Source organism: Plantactinospora sp. A48 (assembly GCF_055793945.1).
On record NZ_JBTIXF010000009.1, the window covers coordinates 85,547 to 107,326 of the forward strand.

Annotated in this window: 1 protein-coding gene; it reads right to left on the bottom strand. The window is 71.9% G+C overall.

The window, feature by feature from the left end:
* Nucleotides 1-17 precede the first annotated feature (17 nt).
* Nucleotides 18-21,758, bottom strand: coding sequence for a toxin glutamine deamidase domain-containing protein (locus ACXN5W_RS07445; protein ID WP_473157412.1), 21,741 nt, complete (start codon nt 21,756-21,758; stop codon nt 18-20).
* Between the last annotated feature and the right edge of the window lie 22 nt (nt 21,759-21,780).

Sequence of the window (21,780 nt, forward strand, 5' to 3'; positions counted from 1 at the left end):
CTCCTGTCCGCCACCGCTCAGCCGATCAGCATGGTCCGCAGCGCCGGCTCGGGCGGAAGTTCGAACCCGAGCACGTCGCGGGCGATCCGCTCGGCCTCGGCCCTGCCGACCGGCAGCACGCCGCCGGTGGCCGGCTGACCGCCGGCCGTCCACTGCGCGGACCGCTGCCCGCGCCCGGTCAGCTCCACCACGGTCAGGCCGACCACCCTACCGTCGGCATCCAGCATCGCCTGGTAGACCACGTGGTCGTGCGGATCCTCGGTGCGGATCCGCCCGAAGCCGTGCGGGGTCGGCGTCCCGGAGACCACCGGGCGGGCCGGGGACACCGGGTCGGCCGGCGTCGCCGGGTCGACCGGGGACACCGGACGGACGTCGGGCACCGGCGGAACGCGCGGGGTCGGCGCGACGTGCGGCGCCGGGGGCACATTCGGCATCGGGGGCGCCGGGACCGTCACGGCCGGGGGCACCGGCGCGGGAACCCGGTCGAGGTACGCGTATCCGGGTGCCATCAGGTCGAGGAAATCCCGGACCGGCATGGACGACGGGTGCTGCCTGTTCCACGGGTTGCGCAGCCGGACCTCACCGCTCACGACACCGACCACCTCGTACGCGTGCCCCGGCTTCAGGCCGTACGGCAACCGTGCCTGAAGGTGCGGTGGGTACTGCCCTTCGACCATGGTGCTTGCCACCACCGGGTTTCCGGCGGCGAGCAGCCGGGCGAGCTCGGTCTCCGTGTCGCCCTCCCGGCCGGGGGTGCGGTCGAACACGGCGGTCCGGGCCGGTTCCCCGGTGAGCTGGGTGAGCAGTTCGGCCCAGAGCGCCGGCACGCTCCCGCGGTTCAGCCGGGCGTACCCGGCCGGGACCGGCTCGCTCGGGTCGTAGTCCTCCTTGCGCCATTCCTGCCACAGCCGGTGCCACTCGGCGCGCCGGGCGTCCGTCCAGGTGCGGTCCACGGCCGCGACCGCCTTCTCCAGCAGCGCGGCCCAGGCGGACGGGACCCTCTCCGACTGGTCCGCGTACGCGGCCTTCCGGGTGCCGGTGTTGAGCGGAACGTCGGGATGCACCGTGATCCGCAGCCGCCGGCCCGTCGGGGCGGTCGCCCGACCCGGGAGCGTGCTCTCGTGCAGGTACACGTCCACGCTGCCGTCCGGGTTCGGCCGGAACATCCGGGCGAACGCCATCGGTAGGTGCCCGGCCACCGCCCCGATGCTGGCCAGCATCCCGCAGTCGCCCAGCAGCCCTTGCTGCACCTGCTCCCGGGTGGGCGGGCCGGCCCAGAGCGGCACCGGAGCGCCGGTGTTCTGGAACTCCGCCCGCCCGTACGGCAGGTGCCGGCCGCCCTGCTCGGGCAGTCCGAGCCGGTCGGCGAGCGCACTGACCCGGGTGGGCGTGACCTCGGTCGGGCCGCCGTGCGCGACCGTCACGGGCATCCGCGCCGGTTGCGGCACGAGCTGGCCCAGCGCCGCCGTCAGCAGGTCGGGGACCAGCATCATCACCCGGGCATCACCGACGTAGTGGAAGCTGGTACCGCTCAGCGCCGCCAGCGCGGCCGGATCGTTCGCGTACCGGCTCGCCAGCCTGCTTCCGGCGAACCGGCGGTCCGCGTCGAGCAGCCCCTGCCGGCCGCGTTCGGTGTCCAGCTCGAACCGGGCGGGTGGGGGATCCAGGCGAATCTCCGGGCCGTTCACAATGGCGTACGGGCGCAGGTCGAACCGGCCGGTGAGGTCGACGTACACGCCCTCGGCCGCGACCCGGGCCGCGAGCTGCGGGTCGGTCGCCGCGATCCCGGCGAGCAGGTGGGCCGGCAGGCCCATGATCTGACCCGCGTACGCGGGCAGCCTCGGCATGCTGAGCTGGGTCGCCTCGGCCCGCAGCGCCAGGTCGTGCAACCGGCTCGCGAGCTGGTCCGCGGACAGTGGCTGGTCATCGGCCCTGGCCCGGTACAGGTAGTCGAAACCGCGTACCCGCTGGGTCTCGGTGGGGTCCGGCACGCCGCGCAGCACCTCGGAGACCTGCGCCGGAGTGAGGTGCGGCACGGTCAGCCGGGCCAGGTGCCCGGAGACATCGGCGGGTAGCAGCCGCCACCGGGCGACGGCATCCGGAGTGTCCAGCCGCAGCCCGAGATGGTCCACCAGCGCCGCCAGCTCGGTACGGATGCGCAGCCGGTCGACCCGGCCCGCCGTACGGTACTCGTTGGCGAGAATCCGGATCTCCGCCATCCGGCCGTGGTCGTGGGCGCTGAGCCCTGCCGGATCGATCGGTCCGGTGACGTTGCCCGGATCGAGCGGGCCGACCAACGCCGCACCGGCGGCGTGCAGCGTCGACAGTTCCGCCACCTCATGGGCCAGCGCCCGCGCCACCACCTCGTCGACGGCCCGGTCCGAGACCGCCACCGTGAACGTGCCGTCGACGTTCCGGACGGTCTGCGCGACCGTTCCGTCGGCGAGGGGCGCCGAGATCAGCCGGACCCGCAGCGAGGTGGTGCCCACCGGCCGGATCTCGTAGTGCCCCGGAGCCACCTCGACGACCGTGGCCTGGGCCGCCGGGCCGACCTGGGCCATGGCGTACCGGGCGGTGGCCAGCACCGCGGCCGGGTCGGCCGCCGGCCGGCCCAACCCGTGGAAGGCCGAACGCGGTACGGACGCCGCGGTGATCCGACCACCGCCGGAGCCGGGATGCCCGGCCGGGCCACCGGACGGGTCGGTACCCGTCCCCGACGGATCGCTCGGCGTTCCCGACAGGTCGGTGACCGAACCCGACAGGTCGCTCGGCGTTCCCGACGGGTTGGTGACCGGACCCGACGGGTCGGTGGCCGGCGCACGCGGTGCCAGGAACCCGCCGAGCAGGCCGTTACGGTTGCGGCTCTGCACGAGCCGGGCGGTGAGGTCGGCGGTCACACGTTCGGCCGTGGCGAGGTCGGACTCCAGCCGGTCGGCGGCCCGGTCCAGTTCGGACAGCGGCGCGGTCAGCCGGTCGACCACCTGATCCACCCGGTCGGCCGCCGCGCGCGCGGACGCCCGGGCGTCGAACCGGGACCTGCGGTCGTCGGCGGCCAGTCCGAACCGCTTGCCCTGCCACTTGGCCGCGCCGACGACCGGAATGGCCACCGCGGCGGCGAGTGGGATGACCAGCGCCAGCGGACTACTGGTGGCCACGGCCACCACGGTCGCCGCCGCCGTGCTGATCCCGGTGGTCACGGCGCTGGACAGCAGATACGTCCGCAGGCCCGGCAGACCGGTCGGACGGCGGTCGTCCGTGGCCCGCCGCTCGGCGGCGACCTGCGACAACTGCCGGGCGCGATCGGACCTCGGGCCGCCGTACCCATCGACGACCTGGCGGGCCTCGACGGGCAGCCGACCCACCCGGTCGGACGCCCCGAGCATCCCGTCGCGCAGCCCCAGCCGGTCGATGATGGCGTGCAGCTCGCGTAGAGCGGGCCTGACCGACCAGACATCGGCGGTCTCGACCTGGTGGGCCGCCGTCATCAGCTCGGCCACGTCGGCCCGGGTCAGCGGCGCCGGCCCGGGGTCGGATCGGGTGACCCCGTCCGACGCCGCCGGGTCGGCGTCGCTCGTCGGATCCGTGGTCTGCGGGTCGGCGGCCGTCGGGCCCGTGGCTGTCGGGTCCGTGGTCTGCGGGTCGGCGGTGGTCTGCGGGTCGGCGGCCGTCGGGTCGGCGGTGGTCTGCGGGTTCGGGTGGGCGGCGGAGTCCGGGGTCCCGGCCCCGTTCGTGGCGTTCCGCAGGCGGGCCGTGGTCCCGGCCGCTTCGCCGGCCAGCCGGTCGATCGTCTCGGAGATCGTTCCGAGCCGCAGCCCGGCCGACTCGATCTGCCGGGCCGTCTCGGCCAGGGTGGCGACCGCGGGTTCGGTGAGTCCGTCGAGCCGGGCGTCCGGTCCGGCGACGGGATTGGCCGAGTCCCACGCCTTGCGGGCGTCCTTGGCGCCCGACTCGATCCGCTTGAGCAACCCGTCCCGGATCGGCCCGGCAACGCCGCCCGCCAGCAGGTTGATCGGTGCGGCGATCGCCTTGGCGAGGACATTCACCGCCGCGGCCAGGCCGACGGTGGCGCCGGCCTGGATGGCCGGACCCGAGGTCTGTTCGACCAGATAGGAACCCCAGCCCGGCAGGTTGCTCGGCCGGACCGGACCGTCGGCCTCGGCCTGCACCGCCCGCGCCTCAAGCCGGCCGCGGATGTCGAGCGCACCGGGCGCGCCGAACCGCTGTACGACCGGCACGAGTTCCGCCGGGACCAACTGGCGGCGCTGCTCCGCCCCGGGCGTGTCGGCCCGCAGGCCCAGCGTGTCGACCATGGCCCGCAGCTGCCGGTCGATCGCCGGTCGGGACCACGGCCGGACCGTCTCCCGGAGGCTGGCCAGGTCGGCGAGCCGGTCGAGGGTTACCCGGTCGGCGGCGCCGGACCGCGAAATGCGATCGCCGGAATCGGGCGTACCCGGGCCGCCGTTCGGGTCGCCGCTGCCATCCAGGTCACGACCGCCGTTCGGGTCGCCGCCGGCGTTCGGGTCACCGCCGTTCGAGTGACCGCCGTTCGGGTGACCGCCGTTCGGGTCACCGCCGTTCGAGTGACCGCCGTTCGGGTGACCGCCGTTCGGGTCACCGCCGTTCGGGTCACCGCCGTTCGAATGGCCGCCGTTCGGGCCGCCGCCGTTCGTGGGTCCGGTGCCGGTGGTGGTCAGGCCGTCCCAGGCCGGATCGCCGAAGAGCAACCGGCGCAGAGCGTCCCGGGTACCCGTGCGTTGCCGCGACTCCGCCAGTCGACGGTCCAGCTCGGTGACCCGCTGCCCCAGTTCGGCGACCCGCTCGGCGGCCCGGCTCGACCGGTCGGCCGCCGCGTCGAGCGGACCGTCGACCGTCTCGGCCACCTGCCGTGGCAGCGCGTCGGCCGGCTCGGCGGGATGATCGGCGTCCCAGTTCTCCCGCTGCTCCTTCGCCGTGGCCTCGTGCCGGGCCACGATCGGGTCATGCACCACGGCTACGGCCACCCCGGCGACCGCCCCGACCGTGCCGGCAACCCCGAGGGACATGTTGTGCGCCACTGCGGTCGCCACGGTGGCGATCGTGGCCGCCGTGACGACACCGGGGATGTTCTCCACCGCCGACGACCACCAGGGGGCCACCCGGGCCGGTCGCTGCCCGTCGGCCGGCAGCCGGTCGGCGATCGTCCGCAACTGCTCCCGTAGCGCCGCCGCGCGGCGCTCGCCGAACCGCTCGGCGAGCTGCCGTACGTCCGCCGGCAACAGGTCCCGGCGCTGTTCGACACCCGGTTGGTGCGCCGACAGCCCGAGGCTGTCCAGCAGCGCCCGGATCTCCCGGCGTACTCCGCGAGCCGCCCAGGCGCCGGCCGCGTCGTGCCGGGCGACCAGGCTACGCAGCTCGGCAAGCCGGCCGTACTCGTGCGGGGTCAGCCCGGCGTCGCCGGGGGTCGGCGCGGTCGGGTCGGCGCCGGACTCCGGCGAGCCGGTTCCCGGGCCGGTCCGGTGGTCGCCGCCGGAAACCGGCCCGGTACCGGACGTGCCGGACGTGCCGCGCCCACCCGTCTGGAACCGGCGCGGCGTTCCCATCTGCCGGGAGCGCTGCTCCTGCCCGTGCAGTCGCTGCTGCATCGCGGAGACCTGGCCGTCCAGTGCCGTGACGGCCTCGTCCAGCTGGTGGACCGCGGCTGCGGCCTCGGCACCGTGTTCGGTGACGGCACCACCGGCCGCGGCGTCCGCCTCGGCCGCGGCCCGCGCTTCCTGCCGGGCGTCGTAGCGGGCCCGGCGGTCCTCGGTGGCCAGACCGATCCGCTTGGCGACCCATTTGGCCGGTCCGGTCGCCAGTGCCGTCGCGGCGGCGCCCGCGCCCACCACCAGGGCGGCCGTCGGGTTCGGGCTGGTCTGCAGGGTCAGCAACGTCGCGAGACCGCCGGTGAACACCGTCGAGCCGACGTGGGCGAGTACGTACGTCCGCAGCCGTGGCAGTCCGGTCGGCCGGGTGGCGTCCGCGCCGCCGTCGGTGGTCGAGACGGCGTCGGGGAGCGTGCCGGCGCTCGTCCCGGTGTCGGTGGCGATACCCGAGGCGCGGTCGGCGGACCGGCGGTCGGCGACCCGCCGGGACCGGTCGGCGATGTCGCTCGCCCGGGGCGCGGTGGTGTCGCCCAGTACCGCGCGGGCGGTCGCCGGCAACGACGCCAGCCGGCGATCCGCGCCGAGCATCCCGTCCCGCAGGCCCAGCCGGTCGATCACCTCGGCCAGCTCGCGCCGGGCGGCCCGACGGGACCACGGATCCGCCGTCCGGGCCTGGTGGGCCGCGGTCACCAGCTCGGCCACGTCGGCGGTGGACAGCGGCGCCACCCCGGGTGCGCCGTCCGGGTTGACCGCGGTCAGCTCGGCCACCTCGTGGGCCAGCGCCCGGTCGATCACCGCGTCGGTGGCCCGGTCCGAAACCTCGATCACCACCGTGTCGTCCGGCTGGACCCGGCTCTCCGCGACCGCCCGGTTCGACACCGGGCCACTGATCAGCCGCACGGTGAGCGTGCTGCCGTCGGCCCGGGTGACCACGTACGAGCCGCCGGGTCGAGGGTCGATGTCGCGGACACCGGCGTGTGCCGTGACGCCCCGGATCGCCGCCCGCGCCCGGCTCAGCACGGCGGCCGGGTCGGGCTGCGGCCGGCCCTGACCGTGGAACGACGTGCCCGGGATCGCACTCGCGGTGATCGGGCCGTCGATGGATACGCTGCCGGAATGACGACCGCCGACGAGCTGTTCGCCGCGATCCTCGCCGACCCGGAGGACCTCGACCTCCGGCTGCGCTACGCCGACGCCATCGAGCCCACCGACCCCGACTACGCCGAGTTGATCCGGGCCACCATCAACGGCTACGACGTCAACGACCGGCCCCTCCGGCGCCGGCTGGCCGGAAACCGCTGGCTCGCCACCCGCTCGGTCGACGGCCTGGTCGACGCCTGCGGGTCCCGCAAGGGATTCGTCGAGTCCGTGACCATGCGCGGAGCTGGCTTCCTGGAGCACGGCGCCCTGGTCTGGCAACGCGCGCCCGTCCGCCACCTCCGGCTGACCGAGGTCGGCGGCCTCCTGCCGGAGATCGTCACCGCGCCGCTGCTGGACCGTCTCACCGCGCTCGACCTCGGGGGCAACCCCATCGGCGACGAGGGTGTCCGGGTCCTGGTCGACAGCCCCCACCTGCGACGGCTGCGCTGGCTGCGACTCAGCAACTGCGACATCGGGGCGGACGGCGCCGAGGCGCTCGCCGCGACCCGGAACCTCCCCGCGCTCCGATACGTCGACCTCGCCCGCAACCAGGTCCCGATCACTCCCTACGGGGTCGGCGACGACATCAACGGCAAGCCCATGTGGGTCGAGGTCCCGCCGCTGACCGAGTCCCTCGCCGCCCGGTACGGCCCCCTGCCCTGGCTCAGCACCGACTGGGCCCGGGAATGGAGCGTCCCCTACGAGCTGGTCTGAACCGGTCGGGTCCACCGGCGACGTCCCGGCCGCGCTGCCCGCCGGGTCAACCGGCCACCCGCCCCGGTTCGCCTCGGCGATCCGTTGCGCGTGGAACCGGATGCTCGGCGCGATGCCGCGGGAGTCGTCCGGCAGTTCGCCCGCCCGCCGCCGGAGGGCGTCCGTCACGTTGTCGGCGTCGGGCAGTGCCCGCGTCAGGGCAGGGCTGACGCTCGCGGCGCCGAGCACCCGGAGTCGACCGGATCCGTCGCGCAGGCCGAGCAGGTCCGGATCGGCGTCCCGGTCGGGGTCGGGCGGCGAGTCGGAATCCAGTGCCGGACCGGTCAGCGGTTCGAGGTCGATCCCCGACAGCAGGCTCGCCGCACCGCCCTCGTACCCGGCGTCCTGGCCGATGGAGACGACCACCCGGTCGTACGTGAGTCGGGTGCCGTCGGTGAACTCGACCTGGAAGCCGCCGTCGACGGTGTGCCGGAGACTCACGATCTCCCGCAGCGCCATGTCGACCCGGCCGCGCACCTCGGCCGAGTACGCGCCGAGGCCCGGCAGGGTGTTACGGCGGTTGTAGCCGCCGTCGAAGCTCTTCCGGAACTGCCGCTCGGCGTCCACCGCCGGATCACCGGTGATCTCGTCGGGGCCCAACTGCTCGGGGCGGGCCGACCAGTCGACGGTGGCCGCGGCGGAGGCCGCCGCCTGCTCGATGTCCCACGCGCCCGAGGCGCCGGCGCCGAACACCAGCACCCGATCGCCCGGCCGGTACGCGTCGGCCAGGTTCTGCCCGCCGAAGTCGATCGGCGGGGTCGCCGGCCTCGGGTCGGTCCAGGTTCCGTCCGGGGCGTAGCCGAGCCGCCCGCGTACGTCGTCGGGCAGCGTGTCCGGGTCGACCATCCCACCGTTCGGCGCGTACGCCTGCCCGGTCGCCGGGTCGACCCGGTAGCCGGAGTCGGGGTCGGCCACCATCGGGTCGGTGAGCCGGCCCGCGCTGTCGGCCAGCCGGGGCCGGTCGAAGGGGCCGGTCCCGGTACCGCCCAGGACACCACGGACCGCCGGCGGAAGGTCCTCGTGCCGCACGGGGTTGCCGTTCGGGTCGCGGAACTGCGGCACCGGACCCGACCGGTCCACGCTGTACCCGGTGGCCGGGTCGACGTACCGGCCGCCTTCGCTCGCGGCGTTCGGCACCCGGGCCGGGCCCGGACCGCCGGCGACGTCCACGCTCGTCGCGTAGAACTGCCGGCCGCCGACCGTCACCCGGTAGTTGGCGCCGGCCGGCCAGCCGGTTGCGTCCGCCGGACGTGGCTCGATGTCGGTGGCGAGACCCTGGTACGTCGGCATGCCAGCGAGCGCCCGGGCCGCGCCGACAGCGGCGGCGAAGACACTCGACGGGACGAACTGAGTGCCCTCGTCGGCCAGGTCCGCCGGTTGGAACGGCAGGCCGGGCAACTCCAACTCGGATGGCAGCTGGCCCATCAGCAGGTCCTGCCGGTCGTGCCAGGGATCGGTCCCCTCCGAAACGCACAGCACCGACGGCAGCCCGTGCCCGGTGTCCGCGGGCGCGCCCAGCGTGACGAAGTCGGCGGTGGCCGCCCAACCGCCGCCGAGCACCAGCCGGTCGAAGACGTGGCCGGGGTCCGCGGCGAGGGCCTGGTCCACCCGGGCGGTGAGCGCGGCGTCGGCGGCGTCGCGCAGCGCGATCGCCTCCTCGGCCCAGCTCCGGGCCGTGGCCCGGACGGCCTGCTGGGTCTGCCGCAGCCGCTCGGTCAGGTCCAGGTCCGCGCCCGAGTCGGCCGCCGCGACCAGGTCGGCCACCTGCTGGTACGCCGCTCCCAGCTCGGCCTGGATCAGCGCGAGACGGGCCCGGGCGGCCTCCGGTCCGACCACCGGAACGTTGCTGTCCAAGGCGTGGACGGGATGCGCCGGCTGCTGCTCCAGCAGACCCGACGAGACCAGCAGGCTCAACGCCTCGGCCCGGGACTGCGCGGCCCGCGCCGGGTCACCCTCAGCCGTCCGTACGTCTGCCAGCGCCACCCGCAGTTCGGCCAGCCGGCCCAGGTCGGCGGCGGTGAGTACGCGCTCGCCGGAGCCCTCCGGCCGAGCGCCCTCGGCCAGCGCGGTGGTGGCGTCGATGCGCAGGTCCATGGCGCGGTCCTGGGCCACCGTGTCGACCTCGGCGAGCGCCGCGGCGACGGCCCGCCGGATGTGGTCCGGCTCGGCGCCGGCCGACACCCGGACCACCGCGCCGTCCCCGGACATGTCGACCGAGGCGACCGGCGCCACCGGCAGGTCGGCCGGGAGGATGACCGTCTCGATGGTGATCTGGAACGGTCCGGCGTCCGTGTCGAGCGTGACGGTGCCGTTGTCGGCGTCGACCACGGCCTCAGAAGGCAACGGTCCGTCGGTGAGGGCCTGCTGGATCGCCGCGGCGGTACGCACCGGATCCGCGTCCAGCAGGTTGCCCCCGAAGGTGGTGCCGGTGGCAGCCCGCCACAGGTCGGGGCCGCCGTCGTCGACCGGTCGGCCGGCACCGGTCCCGGGTCCCGGGGGCGACCCGGATTCCGCCCCGCCCGGTCCACCGGTAGATCCGGCAGCTACGTCGTCGACTGGTCCGTCGGCTCCTCCTTCGGCCAGACCTTCCGGCCCGTGATCCGACCCTCCCGCCGCGCCTCCGTGTACCGGCTTATGATCATCCGCACGGAGAGGCTCGATTGAGCTGTCACTACGCCCGTCTGGTCGATTATGAAGCTCCCGTGCCCCAGGCCCAGTCCCCGTGCCTGCTGTTCCGCCGAGAGCTTCTCCTTCGCCAGCCAGCCGAACTCGAAGCGGTACAGGCTGATCGGGTTCGGCGTGCCGAGCAGCCGGGTGATCAGGGCTCTCGCTTCCTCCTCCGTCATGGCTTGCTCCTTCGACAAGTAGCGGCAGGGACCACAGGGCGTACGAGTCCCGTATGTGATCCGCCGGGGGCTCGGTCCAGGTCAGACCGTGCTGCGGATCCCACCACACGGGGCCATCCGCGCTCTGCGGGTAGACGATCAGAAAAGCATGCGAGTCGTGGACCTTGACGTGTCCATTCTCGTCGAGTTCCACGTCCAGCGTGTCATCGTCGATCTTGAGCCACTCCGCCACGACCAGCGCGGACGACCCCGGACCGGCCTCCGCGATCAGCTGGTGGAGCTGGTCGTACTGCTCCGCGACAGCGACCGCCCGCTCATCGGGAGTGAGCGGCAGATCCGGCGGCGGAACCATTTCGCCGCCCAGCCATGTCTCGGCACGGTCGAGGCCGTCCAGCTCACCGCTGTCGAGGTCGACATCACCATTCTCCAGCAGGTCCGGCCAGCGGGGATGGGAGACCTGCGGGTCGCCGTAGAAGCTGGACAGGGCGGACAGCGAGCAGTCCAGGCAGTTGTTGCCCCGACCCTGCACCTCCGGTCCACCGTCGTTGACGAGCTGACCGTACGGATGTTCGGACGGATCCGCCCACATCGCGTAACCGTCCGACGTCGCCAGACTCTCTGCAAGTTCCTCCTGGAACCGTGGGTCTTCGAGCTGGTCGAGCTTCTCTGGGCCGAACTCGCGGGTCTCGGCGAGCGAGGTCCAGCCGTCATCCTGCCGCCCGGTATCCGTATCAGCGGTCGGATCGGCATCGAGGCCGGTGTCGGCGTCGGCGTCGAGGCCGGTGTTGGTGTCGGCGTCGGGGCCGGTGTCGGTGGCTGCGGTGTCGCCCTCGGTCGGCTCGGGCGACTCCGGGGTCAGGCCGTCGGTTGGTCCGTCGGCCAGACCTGGCGACCGGACGTCCGTCCCGCCTGCCGCGCCATCGTGTACTCCTCGATGATCAGCTTCGGCGGCAGGCTGCGGTGCGCCGTCACCACCCCGTTCTGATCGATGATGAACACCCCCTGACCCACGTGCATCCCCTGCGCCCGTTGCTCCGGCGAGAGGATCTCCTGCGCCGCCCAGCCGAACTCGAACGGATGAAGCGCTATCGGATTCTGCGTTCCGAGGAGCCGAGTGATCAGCTCCCGTGCCTCGTCCTCCGTCATGACCACCTTCCGCTGGCGCATCGGTCGTGTGTTCCGGCGGGCTGACCGTATCGGTTGTGGAGGTGCCGGTGTTCACCGCCACCCCGACGTTCACCATGGGTGCGGCCATCGACCACAGGGTGTGGGTGACCGCGACCCACTGGGTCGGCGGCTGTGACCACGTCGTACCGCTCTGCGGATCCCACCACACCGGGCCAGAGCCGTCCGCCGGGTTCACGATCACGAAGGCGTGCGCACCGGCCGACTGCACGTTGCCGTTCCCGTCCACCACCGGCTGGCCGGTGTGCGGGTCGAACGCCGTCCAGTCCGCCACCACCAGCGCCGAGGCGCCGGGACCGGCCGCCGCGATCCGCTGGTGCAGCTCGGCGTACTGCTGGGCGACCCGGGCCGCGCGCTCGGCCGGCGTACTCGGCAGATCGGCCGGCTGAGCGTCCCACTGACCGCCCAGGAACTGGGTCGCCCGGGCGATCCCACCCTGCTCGCCCGACTGGCTGTCCACGGACCCGTCCGGGTGCAGGTCCGTCCAACGCGGCGCCGACACCTGCGGCTGCCCGGCGAAGCAGGACAGCGCCGACAGCGAGCAGTCCAGGCAGTTGTTGCTCCGCCCCTGCACCTGCGGGCCGCCGTCGTTCACGATCTGCCCGTACGGATGCGTCGCCGGATTCGCGCCCACGACGTACCCGTTGTGGTCCGGGTTGGCGAGCATCGCGGCCACGTACGCCTGATAGGCCGGGCTCTCCACGGGCGCCAGCTCGTGCGGACCCTCCACCCGGGTGGCCGCCAGATCCGGCAGGGCGCCGGCCTGGTCCAGGTCCGGTCCCTGGTCGGGGCCGGTTACCGGCGGTTGATCCCCGCCCGGCAGATCTCCGTCAACTCCGGCTCCGTCGGCAGGGGTACCTCGGTGAAGTTCGGCGTCGCCTTCTCCGCCGTCGCCCGGTCCACGAGCTTGAACTCGTGATCCTCCGGATTCACCCAGAGGATCGCCACCGCCACGTCCGGACGGAAGTTCCAGGTCCCCGTCCGCCGGTCCCAGATCACCGCCTGCGTCTGACCCATCCCCCCGGCGTTCACTATCACGTTGACCGGTGGTTCCGTCCGATCCTTCTCCTTCCACAGCAGGTAGTAGTCGAAGTTCGTTCTCTCCATAAGGACTCTCTATCTGAGCAGGGTCGAGATCGGGCAGATCCGGACGACCAGTTTCCTCAGCGACGACCGGAGCGCCGGTGTTCGGTTCGACCTCCTGCTCTGGGCCCTGGTCCTTGTCCGAGTCCTGATCCTGAACTGGGTCCTGGTCCTGGTCCTGGTCCGGACTCTGGCTCTGATCCTGGTTCGGGCCTTGGCCCTGGTTCGGGTTCTGGTCCGAATGGTGCTCGTCGGACGGCTGATCGCCCGGCCCGGATTCGGTCGCGAGATCCGGACCGGTGACTTGCGGGTCGCCCATGGTAGTGGGGTCGATACCGACGGCGGGGCTCGGGCTGGTCTGTGCGTTGACCGGCGCGACCGGCGCCGTGCTGACCGGTGCCACCGGCGCGACCGGCAACGAGTACAGGGTGTGGGTGGCCGCCACATACTGCGTGGGAGGACTGCTCCACGTCATTCCGCTCTGCGGGTCCCACCACACCGGCCCCGAACCGTCGATCGGATTCACGATCACGAAGGCGTGCGCACCGGCCGACTGCACGTTGCCGTTCGCGTCCACCACCGGCTGCCCGGTAGCGGGGTCGAACGCCACCCAGTCCGCCACCACCAGCGCCGAGGCGCCCGGACCCGCCTGCGCCACCTGATACTGCAACATGTCGTACTGCCACGACACCCAGGCGGCCCGTTCCGCTGGCGTACCCGGCATTGCCGGAACCGGATTCCACTGCCCGCCCAGCCACTGAGTCGCCCGAGCGATCCCGCCCTGCTCACCCGACTGGTTGTCGATCGAGCCATCTGGATTCAGGTCAGCCCAGCGTGGCGCCGACACCTGCGGCTGCCCGGAGAAACTCGACAACGCGGACAGCGAGCAGTCCAGGCAGTTGTTGCTCCGCCCCTGCACCTGCGGGCCGCCATCGTTCACCAACTGCCCGTACGGATGCGTCGACGGATCCGCACCCACCGCGAATCCGCTACCGTCCGGCGAAACCAGACTCGACGCCAGGTCCGCCTGGAACTGCGGACTCTCCACCGGCGCCAGTTCACCCGGGCCCACCACCCTGGTGTCCGCCAATGGCGGCCGACCAGACTGGTCGGCCGGCCCGGCGTTGTTTCCGGACGTGTCCGGCGGACTGGTACTCGACGGGTCCGTTCCACCGTTCTGCGTCGGGGAGTCGGCGCCCGGCGACGTGGCGGTCGGACCGCCGTCCGTCAGCCCCGCCGGCCCCCGCGCCTCGGGGCCGTTCGACAGATCTCCGCCAACTCTTCCTCCGTCGGCAACGGAACCGCCGTGAACGTCAACGCCGTTTGCTCCGCCGTCGCCCGGTCCACCAGTCGATAGTCGTTGCGCTCCCAGTCCTCGTACAGTCGCGCTATCGCGACCTCCGGTCGAAACTCCCACCTGGTGTTCCGGTAGCCCCAGCACACCGCCTGCATCGGTCCGTTCCCGCGGGCCATCGCCATCACGTTGACCGGAGGGCCCGCTGGGTCGTCCCGCTTCATCAGCAGGTAGTAACTGAAGGTCAGCATCTCCATGCGGGTCCTGAACCTGGTCCTGGTCCTGGTGGCGCTCGGCGGACGGCTGTTCACTCGATCCGGGGTCGGTTGCCGGAACCGTACCGGACGTGTCCGGCGGACTGGTGCTCGACGGATCCGTCCCACCGTTCTGCGCCGGGGAGTCCACACCCGGCGACGTGGCGGTCGGACCGCCGCCCGTCAGCCCCGCCGGCCCCCGCGCCTCGGGCCCGTTCGACAGATCTCCGCCAACTCGTCCTCCGTCGGCAACGGAACCGCCGTGAACGTCAACGCCGTCTGCTCCGCCGTCGCCCGGTCGGTCGGTGTGATGGGAAGATCCTCCCGGTCCAGGTACAGCCACGTGGCTGCTACTTCCGGACGGAACTCCCAACTCCCCGTCCGGTAGCCCCAGCACACCGCCTGGGTCGGTCCGGTGCTGTCCGCCACCGCCAGGACGTTCACCGGCGGCCCTGTCGGATCCTTCGGCTTGCTCATCAGGTAGTAGTCGAAGGTCAGCGTCTCCATGCGGGCTCCCAACCAGCTCCGGGTCCAGACGTGGCAGGTCGGACGAGTCCAATCCTCGCGCAGCCACCTCGCCCGCAAACGTCCGCCCCTCTGCTTCCAGCCATGTCTTGTACTGCCGACGCAGCGCCGCGTACTTGTCTTTACCAATCCAATCGGCGAAGCTGGACTTCACCCGCTCAGCGAACCGGTCAAGGTCCATTCCGCCCGGCATGTGTCCGGCGGCGTCGTGGGACCTGTTTATCGCCAGAATGTCCAGGAAGGCATGAATACGGTCCGCGGGTCGCTTCCCATCATCCCGCAAAATTTCGTACGGCTTATGCGTTTGCTTGCCGATAGCCCAACTGGTCGTCGTGGGAAACTGCAGCTCAAAGGTGCGTCCACCCGGCGAGACAATCGTACAGTTGAGACCGAGGAACCGGTTTCCTGGACGCCAGAAGTTCTTTATATCGGTGATTCTGTACTGCTTATTCTCCAGCCTACTCAGGACGGCTTCGACCGCTGGTCCGTACGCGGCCGATTCCGGTCCCCGTAGCGAGAACCGAACAATGTCGTTCACGTCACCGAGGGCGCTTTCCAGGCTCGTATCCGATGCCTCGAACTCAGTGAAGTACTTGCGGGCGAGTGACTCGGCTGTCTTGACCCGGTTTTCCTCACCCAGGGGCACCAGCGCGTCCTGCTCGGTGAGACCAAGTTCCTGGTTGATGTCGCCGCTGATGGTCTCCAGATCGCCGAGGATGACGTCGGCGTCCGTCCTTGCAACGCCAAGCACGTCAAGCAGCAATTGCTGCTCCGTGCTGCTCAGATCGTCAAAATACGGAGGCTCCGAGGCGTCAGGCCCCTGATCCTGGTCCTGACTGTGGTCCGGGTGGTGCTCGGCGGACGGCTGCTCACTCGACCCGGGGTCGGTTGCCGGAACCGTACCGGACGTGTCCGGCGGACTGGTGCTCGACGGATCCGTCCCACCGTTCTGCGTCGAGGAGTCCACACCCGGCGACGTGGCGGTCGGACGGCCGCCCGTCAGCCCCGCCGGCCCCCGCGCCTCGGGCCCGTTCGACAGATCTCCGCCAACTCGTCCTCCGTCGGCAACGGAACCGCCGTGAACGTCAACGCCGCCTGCTCCGCCGTCGCCCGGTCCACCGGCTGGAGAATCAGATCCTCGCGATCCGGGTCCAGCCACACCTTCGCCACGTCCGGGCGGAATTCCCACTTCCCGTGCCGATGGCCCCAGCAAACCGCCTGGATCGGCCTCGTTCTCCTGGCTACCGTCAGCACGTTGGTCGGAGAGGTACTCGGGCCGCCCTCTCGCCGCGTCAGGTAGTAGTCGAAGGCTCGGGTCTCCATGCTGGCTCCCGGTCTGGCCCGGATCAGGACGAGACGGTTCCGCGGTGGACGTCTCTGGTGCGTCGGGTTCCTGATCCTGGCTCGGGTTCTGGTTCGGGTCGGATTCCCCTACCTCGGTTTGCCCGGGCGCCAGTTCGGGCCCGCCGCCCGGCAGATCGCGGTCAGTTCGGCCTCCGTCGGCAACGGCACCGTCGTGAAGCTGACCGTCGCCCGTTCCGCCGTCGCCCGGTCGACCGCCCTGGTGTTGTGCTCCCCCGGGTCCGAGAACAGGATCGCCGCCGCCACGTCCGGACTGAAGTTCCACTCCTGGCGGCCGTAGTCCCAGCTCACCGCCTGGGTCGGTCCCGTGCTGCGGGCCACCGCCAGAACGTTCGCCGGGGTCCCGGTCGGATCGTCCGGCCGAATCAGGAGGTGGTAGCCGAAGGTCAGCGTCTCCATGCGGGCTCCCTAGCAGGCTCGGGTCCAGACCGGGTACGTCGGATGCGGTCAATCCTCGCTCAGCGACCTCATCGGCGAAGGTCCGGCCCTGCTCATCGAGCCACGACTGATAGTCCTGCCGGAGTTCTGTCTGGTCGGACTTGGCGATCCACTTCCCGAAGCTGGTGTCCCTGGACGGGGGGAACCGATCGGTGTCCATGCCGCCGGGCAGCCGGGCAACGACCCCGTTCGCCTGGTTGATCCTGAGGATGTCGAGGAAGGCGTGTACCCGGTCCGCGGGCGACTGCATGGGATCGCGAACGATCTTGTAGAGATCGTGCGTCTGTTTTCCGACCGTCCAACTGGTCTCGGTGGGAAACTGCAATTCGAACGTACGCCCCGTCGGCGACTCCAGGGTGCAGTTCAGACCGAGGAACCGGTTGCCCGGATTCCAGAAGTTCTTGATGTCGGTGACCTGGTAGCCCTGCGCCTCGAGGTTACCGAGCACGGCCTCGACGGCCGGGCCGTATGCCACCGACTCTGGACCACGCAGGGAGAACCGGACGACGTCGTTTGTCTGCTCAAGCGCGCTGTCGAGGCTGTAACCGAACGGCGCGAACTCGGTACGGTACTTCCGAGCCAGCGACTCGGCGTCCTTGACCATGTTGCCCTCGCCGAGCGGGCGCATGGCGTCGTCGCCGGTCAGACCGAGCTGCTCATTGATCTGCTCGCTAACCTCGTTCAGGTCACCCAGAATGGTCTGTGCGTCGTCGTGCGCCTGGGTGAGCGCGTCGAGCAACGCCGCTTGTTCATCCGGCCCGAGATCCTGCAGGTAGTGCTCGGCCGAATCATTCCTGGACGGGTCCTGATCGGAGTCCGCATCCGGATGACCGTCGTTGTCGTCCTGCCCTGAGTCGTCCTGGTCGGTGTCCTCGTCCTGGTCGGTGTTCTCGTCCCGGTCCGAACCGTCGTTCGGATCGGAATCGTCGTTCGGATCGGAATCGGCATCCGCAACGGGATTGGACGATTCATCGCTCGGTGAGGATGAGGTGTCGGCCGAGAGCGCATCCGGGGAGGACGGCCGATCCGGTGACGACGTCGGGTCCTGAGACGGGCCGGGCGTGTTGTCCGGGCGGGAACCGGTGCCGTCCCGGCCCTGCTGGATGCCGGCCGTTCCCGTGGCGGGTGACGAGGCGCCGGGGATGAACGGATCCCCGTTGGCGTCGAGCGTGATCGACCAGACCCCGTCCACCCCGGTGGTGTGGATCGGACCGGCATCGGACACGGCCCGGATCTGACCGTCCACCCAGACTATCGTCCCGTTGACGTTTACCGCGTTCCAGGTGTGCGCGCCGCCACCGACATCGGCGGACCAACTGGTGATGACCAGCGCCGCCGAGCCGGGACCGGCCTGCCGGAGCCGTTCCGCGACCGCATCGAGCCCGGCGGGACCACTGCCCTGAGAGTCGAAGTTCGTACCCAGCCACTGCTGCTGGCGGGCCGTACTCCCCGCTTCCATGGTGCCGGGGTCGGCGGCCGAGGCGGCGACCTGCGGATCGCCGAACCAGGTGGCGAGGAACGAGAGGCCCACGTCGGCGCAGTTGTTGTTGCGGCCCGGATTGTCCGGGCCACCGTCGTTCACCAACGATGCCCAGTTGCCCACCCGCGGGTCGGGGTGGGTCGTCGGGCGGTTGTCCGAGCCCTGCGGTACGGCGTCGGCCAGGGCCTGCTGATCTGCCGGGTCGGGTGCGACCAGGCCCTGCGGATCGCCGTACGGCCGACTGTCCGGCAGTGGCTGGCCGTTGGCGAGCGCGCTCGACTCCGCTGGCGGTGGCCGCCAGCCGGGCGGCCGATCGCCGTCCACCACCGGCTCGATGCCAAGGTCGGCCAGGAAGGGATCGCAGGACCGGCACGGGGGACGGTAGTTGCCGTGGTCGTACTCGACGCCCTGCTCGTAGCCGGGCTTCACCTGATGGGTCACGATCCTGGACCCGGCCAGCGCGGCACGTGCGTACGTCTCGAACTCGCCGGGCCGGCCAGCGTCGTTCCACTGCTGCTCCAGCCGGAAGAGCGCGTCGGAGACGAGCGCGACCTCGGCACACTTGCCATGGCCGGCGCCCGGCCGGCTCAACTGCTGCTTGATCCGGTCCAGGATCTGCTGTGCGACCGGGTGGACGTTGGGGGTGGTCGGCGGGTTGGTGGACCGGTCGTCGGTCATGCTCGTGTGCGAGGTGAGCTGCCCGTCCGGGGTGAGCAGCGCACCCGCCATGCCGGGGTACTTCGCCTTGGAGATGTCGCCGTCTTGGCTTGATTGCTGTACCGCGTCGGCCAGCGACCTGGAGGCGTCGATGAGCGCCCGCTCCGCGTCGGGACTGTTGATGTCACCGTCGAAGGTGGTCGGGCCGAGCTGCCAGCTGTGCGTACCGTTGCCGGTGGGACCGGTCGACCGCTGGATGCTGGTCGGATCGACGGTCCCGGTGCCGGCAGGCGCCGGATTCGCCGCCGGGTCGGTTTCGGGATCGGCGGCCGGGTTCGTCGCAGGATCGGCGTTGGTGTCGGCGGCCGGGTTGGTCGCGGGGTTTCCAGCCGGGTTGGTCGTGGGGTTGCCGGTCGGGTGCCCGGCCGTGCTGATCGGTATGACAAGGGGGGCGTCCGGGTCCCGGTCGGACGTCTGGTCGGGCGCTGTCTCCGGTCCGGTGTGCTGGTCCACCGGGCCGTGGCCGCCCGGGTCCGTCGGACCCGTCGGGTCCGTTGGCTGGTACGTCGGACCCGCGGCGACCGGCTGGCCCGGCACCGGGACCCGGTGGGACGGCTGACCTTCCTGTTGGCCGGTACCCGGCTGGGTCGTGGTGCTGTCGGTGTTGCTCTGCTGGCTGGTGTCGGTCTGGCCCGGAGATGGCGTGGTCGACGGGCCGAGCGAGACCGAACCGGCGGAGTTCGACGCCCTGGTGTCGACCCGGGGTGTGCTGCTGCCCTGCTGGGGATTGGTCTCGGCGGTCTGGTTGGTGGGTCCGGTCGTCGTGTTCGCGGCCCCACCCGTGGGTGATTGTCCGGTCCCCGTCGCGGTCGGACCAGTCGCCGTCGGACCCGTTGTGGTCGGACCCGTTGTGGTCGGACCCGTTGTGGTCGGACCCGTTGTGGTCGGACCCGTTGTGGTCGGACCCGTTGTGGTCGGACCCGTTGTGGTCGGACCGGTCGCGGTGGGACCGGTCGCGGTCGGACCGGTTGCGGTGGGACCGGCTTGCGCTGTGGGACCGGTCTGCAGCGGGTTGACCGGACCGGTCGCGCCCGGCGTCGGTGCGGCGTTGGCGGCCGGCGGTGCGACCAGCGGGTTCGATCCTTCGGTCGGACCCGGCGTCGCGGCGACCGGGCTCCCGTTGTCCAGCGCGGGCGACACCGAGGGTCCGGGGGTCGCGTCCGGAGCGGAGACGACCGGACCAGCCGGCGAGGACGAACCCGACACCCCACCGTTGCTCGCCTGGCTCGGCACCGCGCCGGAATGGGACGTACCACCGTTGACCGAGGTGGATCCATCCCCAGCGCCCGCGGCCACCCGTACCGGGGTGCCGGTCGAAGAGCTGTGGCCGTTCTGGCCGGCGTCCGACCCGGCGCTTCCGGCATGCCCCGTCTGACCCGCGCCGCTGTCCGGCGCCCCGGCGGTCGGCGACGCCAGCACCCTCGAACCAGAGCCGTCAGTGGGCGCCGAGCCGCCGCCGGCGCTGTCCTGGCCGCCGGAGCCGGAGCCGGAGCCGGAGCCGGTGGAACCCTGCCCGGAGCCGCCGGTCGAGGTCGAGCCACCGCCCGTCGAACCAGATGTCGAACCCGAGGTCGAGGTCGAGGTCGAACCCGAGCCTGAATTCGAGGTCGATCCCGAGGTCGAGGTCGATCCGGAGCCTGAGGTCGAACCCGAGCCCGAGGTCGAGGTTGAACCGGAGCCGCCGGTCGCACCGCTGCCGGAGCCCGACCCCGTGCCAGTGCCCGTCCCGGTCCCAGTTCCGGAGCCCGTACCGGTCCCAGAACCGGTACCCGTGCCAGTCCCAGACCCCGTACCGGTCCCCGTACCGGTCCCAGAACCGGTACCCGTGCCAGTCCCAGAACCCGTCCCAGACCCGGTGCCAGTACCAGTGCCCGTCCCGGTCCCGGTCCCGGTGCCAGTACCAGTGCCCGTCCCAGTCCCGGTCCCGGTGCCGGTACCAGTCCCGGTGCCGCTGCCGCCCGCTCCCGTGTTTCCGCCGGCGCCGGTGTTGCCGTTCAGGCCGGCGATGTTGTTGGCCAGGTTCGCCATGCCGTGACCGGCCAGGTGACCGCCGGCCTCCGCGCCGGTCCGGCCGGCACCGCTGGTGAAACCGCCGAGCAGGTCGCTGCCGGTGGGTAGCTGGAACTGCTGGTTGACCGCGAGGTTGGCCAGCACGCTGGCGGTCGGGGAGATGATCGCGTTGTTCAGGCCGGACTGGAGCGCGTTCTTGCCGGGGAAATGGACGACCGGCGGGTTGAACCGGCTCTGGATGCGCGGCGCCACCTTGCCGCCGAGCTTGTTCAGCCCCAGACCGACGCCGACGCCGAAGGCGCCACCGGCCCCGGAGGTCAGCGTCCGCTTGTAGTCCCACTGCGTCCGGGTGCCGTTGGCCATCTGGTACGCCTGGGCGCCGGCGTCGATGATCAGTTCCTCGCCGACCTCTTCAAGCAGTTCCCTGCCGACGTGCTTGGCGAACTTCTTGAAGCCCTGCTTGGTCGCCGTCTTCGCGACCTCGCGGGCGGTCGTCCGGAAGAGCATCTTCAGGCCCTGCTTGGTGAAGAACTTCCGGCCGAGCTGGAGGAGCAGGCGCCGGAAGGCAATCATCACCGCCTGGCGGCCGCCTTGCAGGATGCCCGGGATGGCGCCCGCGGACACCCCACCGAGCCACGCCATGAGCAGCGCCACGAACACCGCGATCACGGTGATGATGACCGAGATGAGCACGGTCAGCTTGGCGTACTCGATCTCCATGGCCGCGTTGTCGCAGCCGCCGCTGAACTGGGTCGCCGCCTCCTGGATGAGCGGCAGGCCGGTGTTTGGTCCGACCCCCAGCTGGGTCCACAGGCTCTCGAAGGCCGGTCCGGCCCCGCCGGCCCAGTTTTCCAGGATCTGCAACGCGGCGCCGTCGGCGTCCCCGAGCGAGTTGCCGATCGCCTCGGCAAGCTCGCTCCAGGCTTCGGCAAGCTCGCGCAGCTTGTCCTCGTCGCCGCTGGGCCACGCTTCGCCCGCGCCGACCCAGCAGATCGCGTCCCAGACCCAGCCGTACTCGCCGAGCGACGCCTTGGGATTGGGTACCCCCACCGCCCGCCCCTTCGCCCGTCCA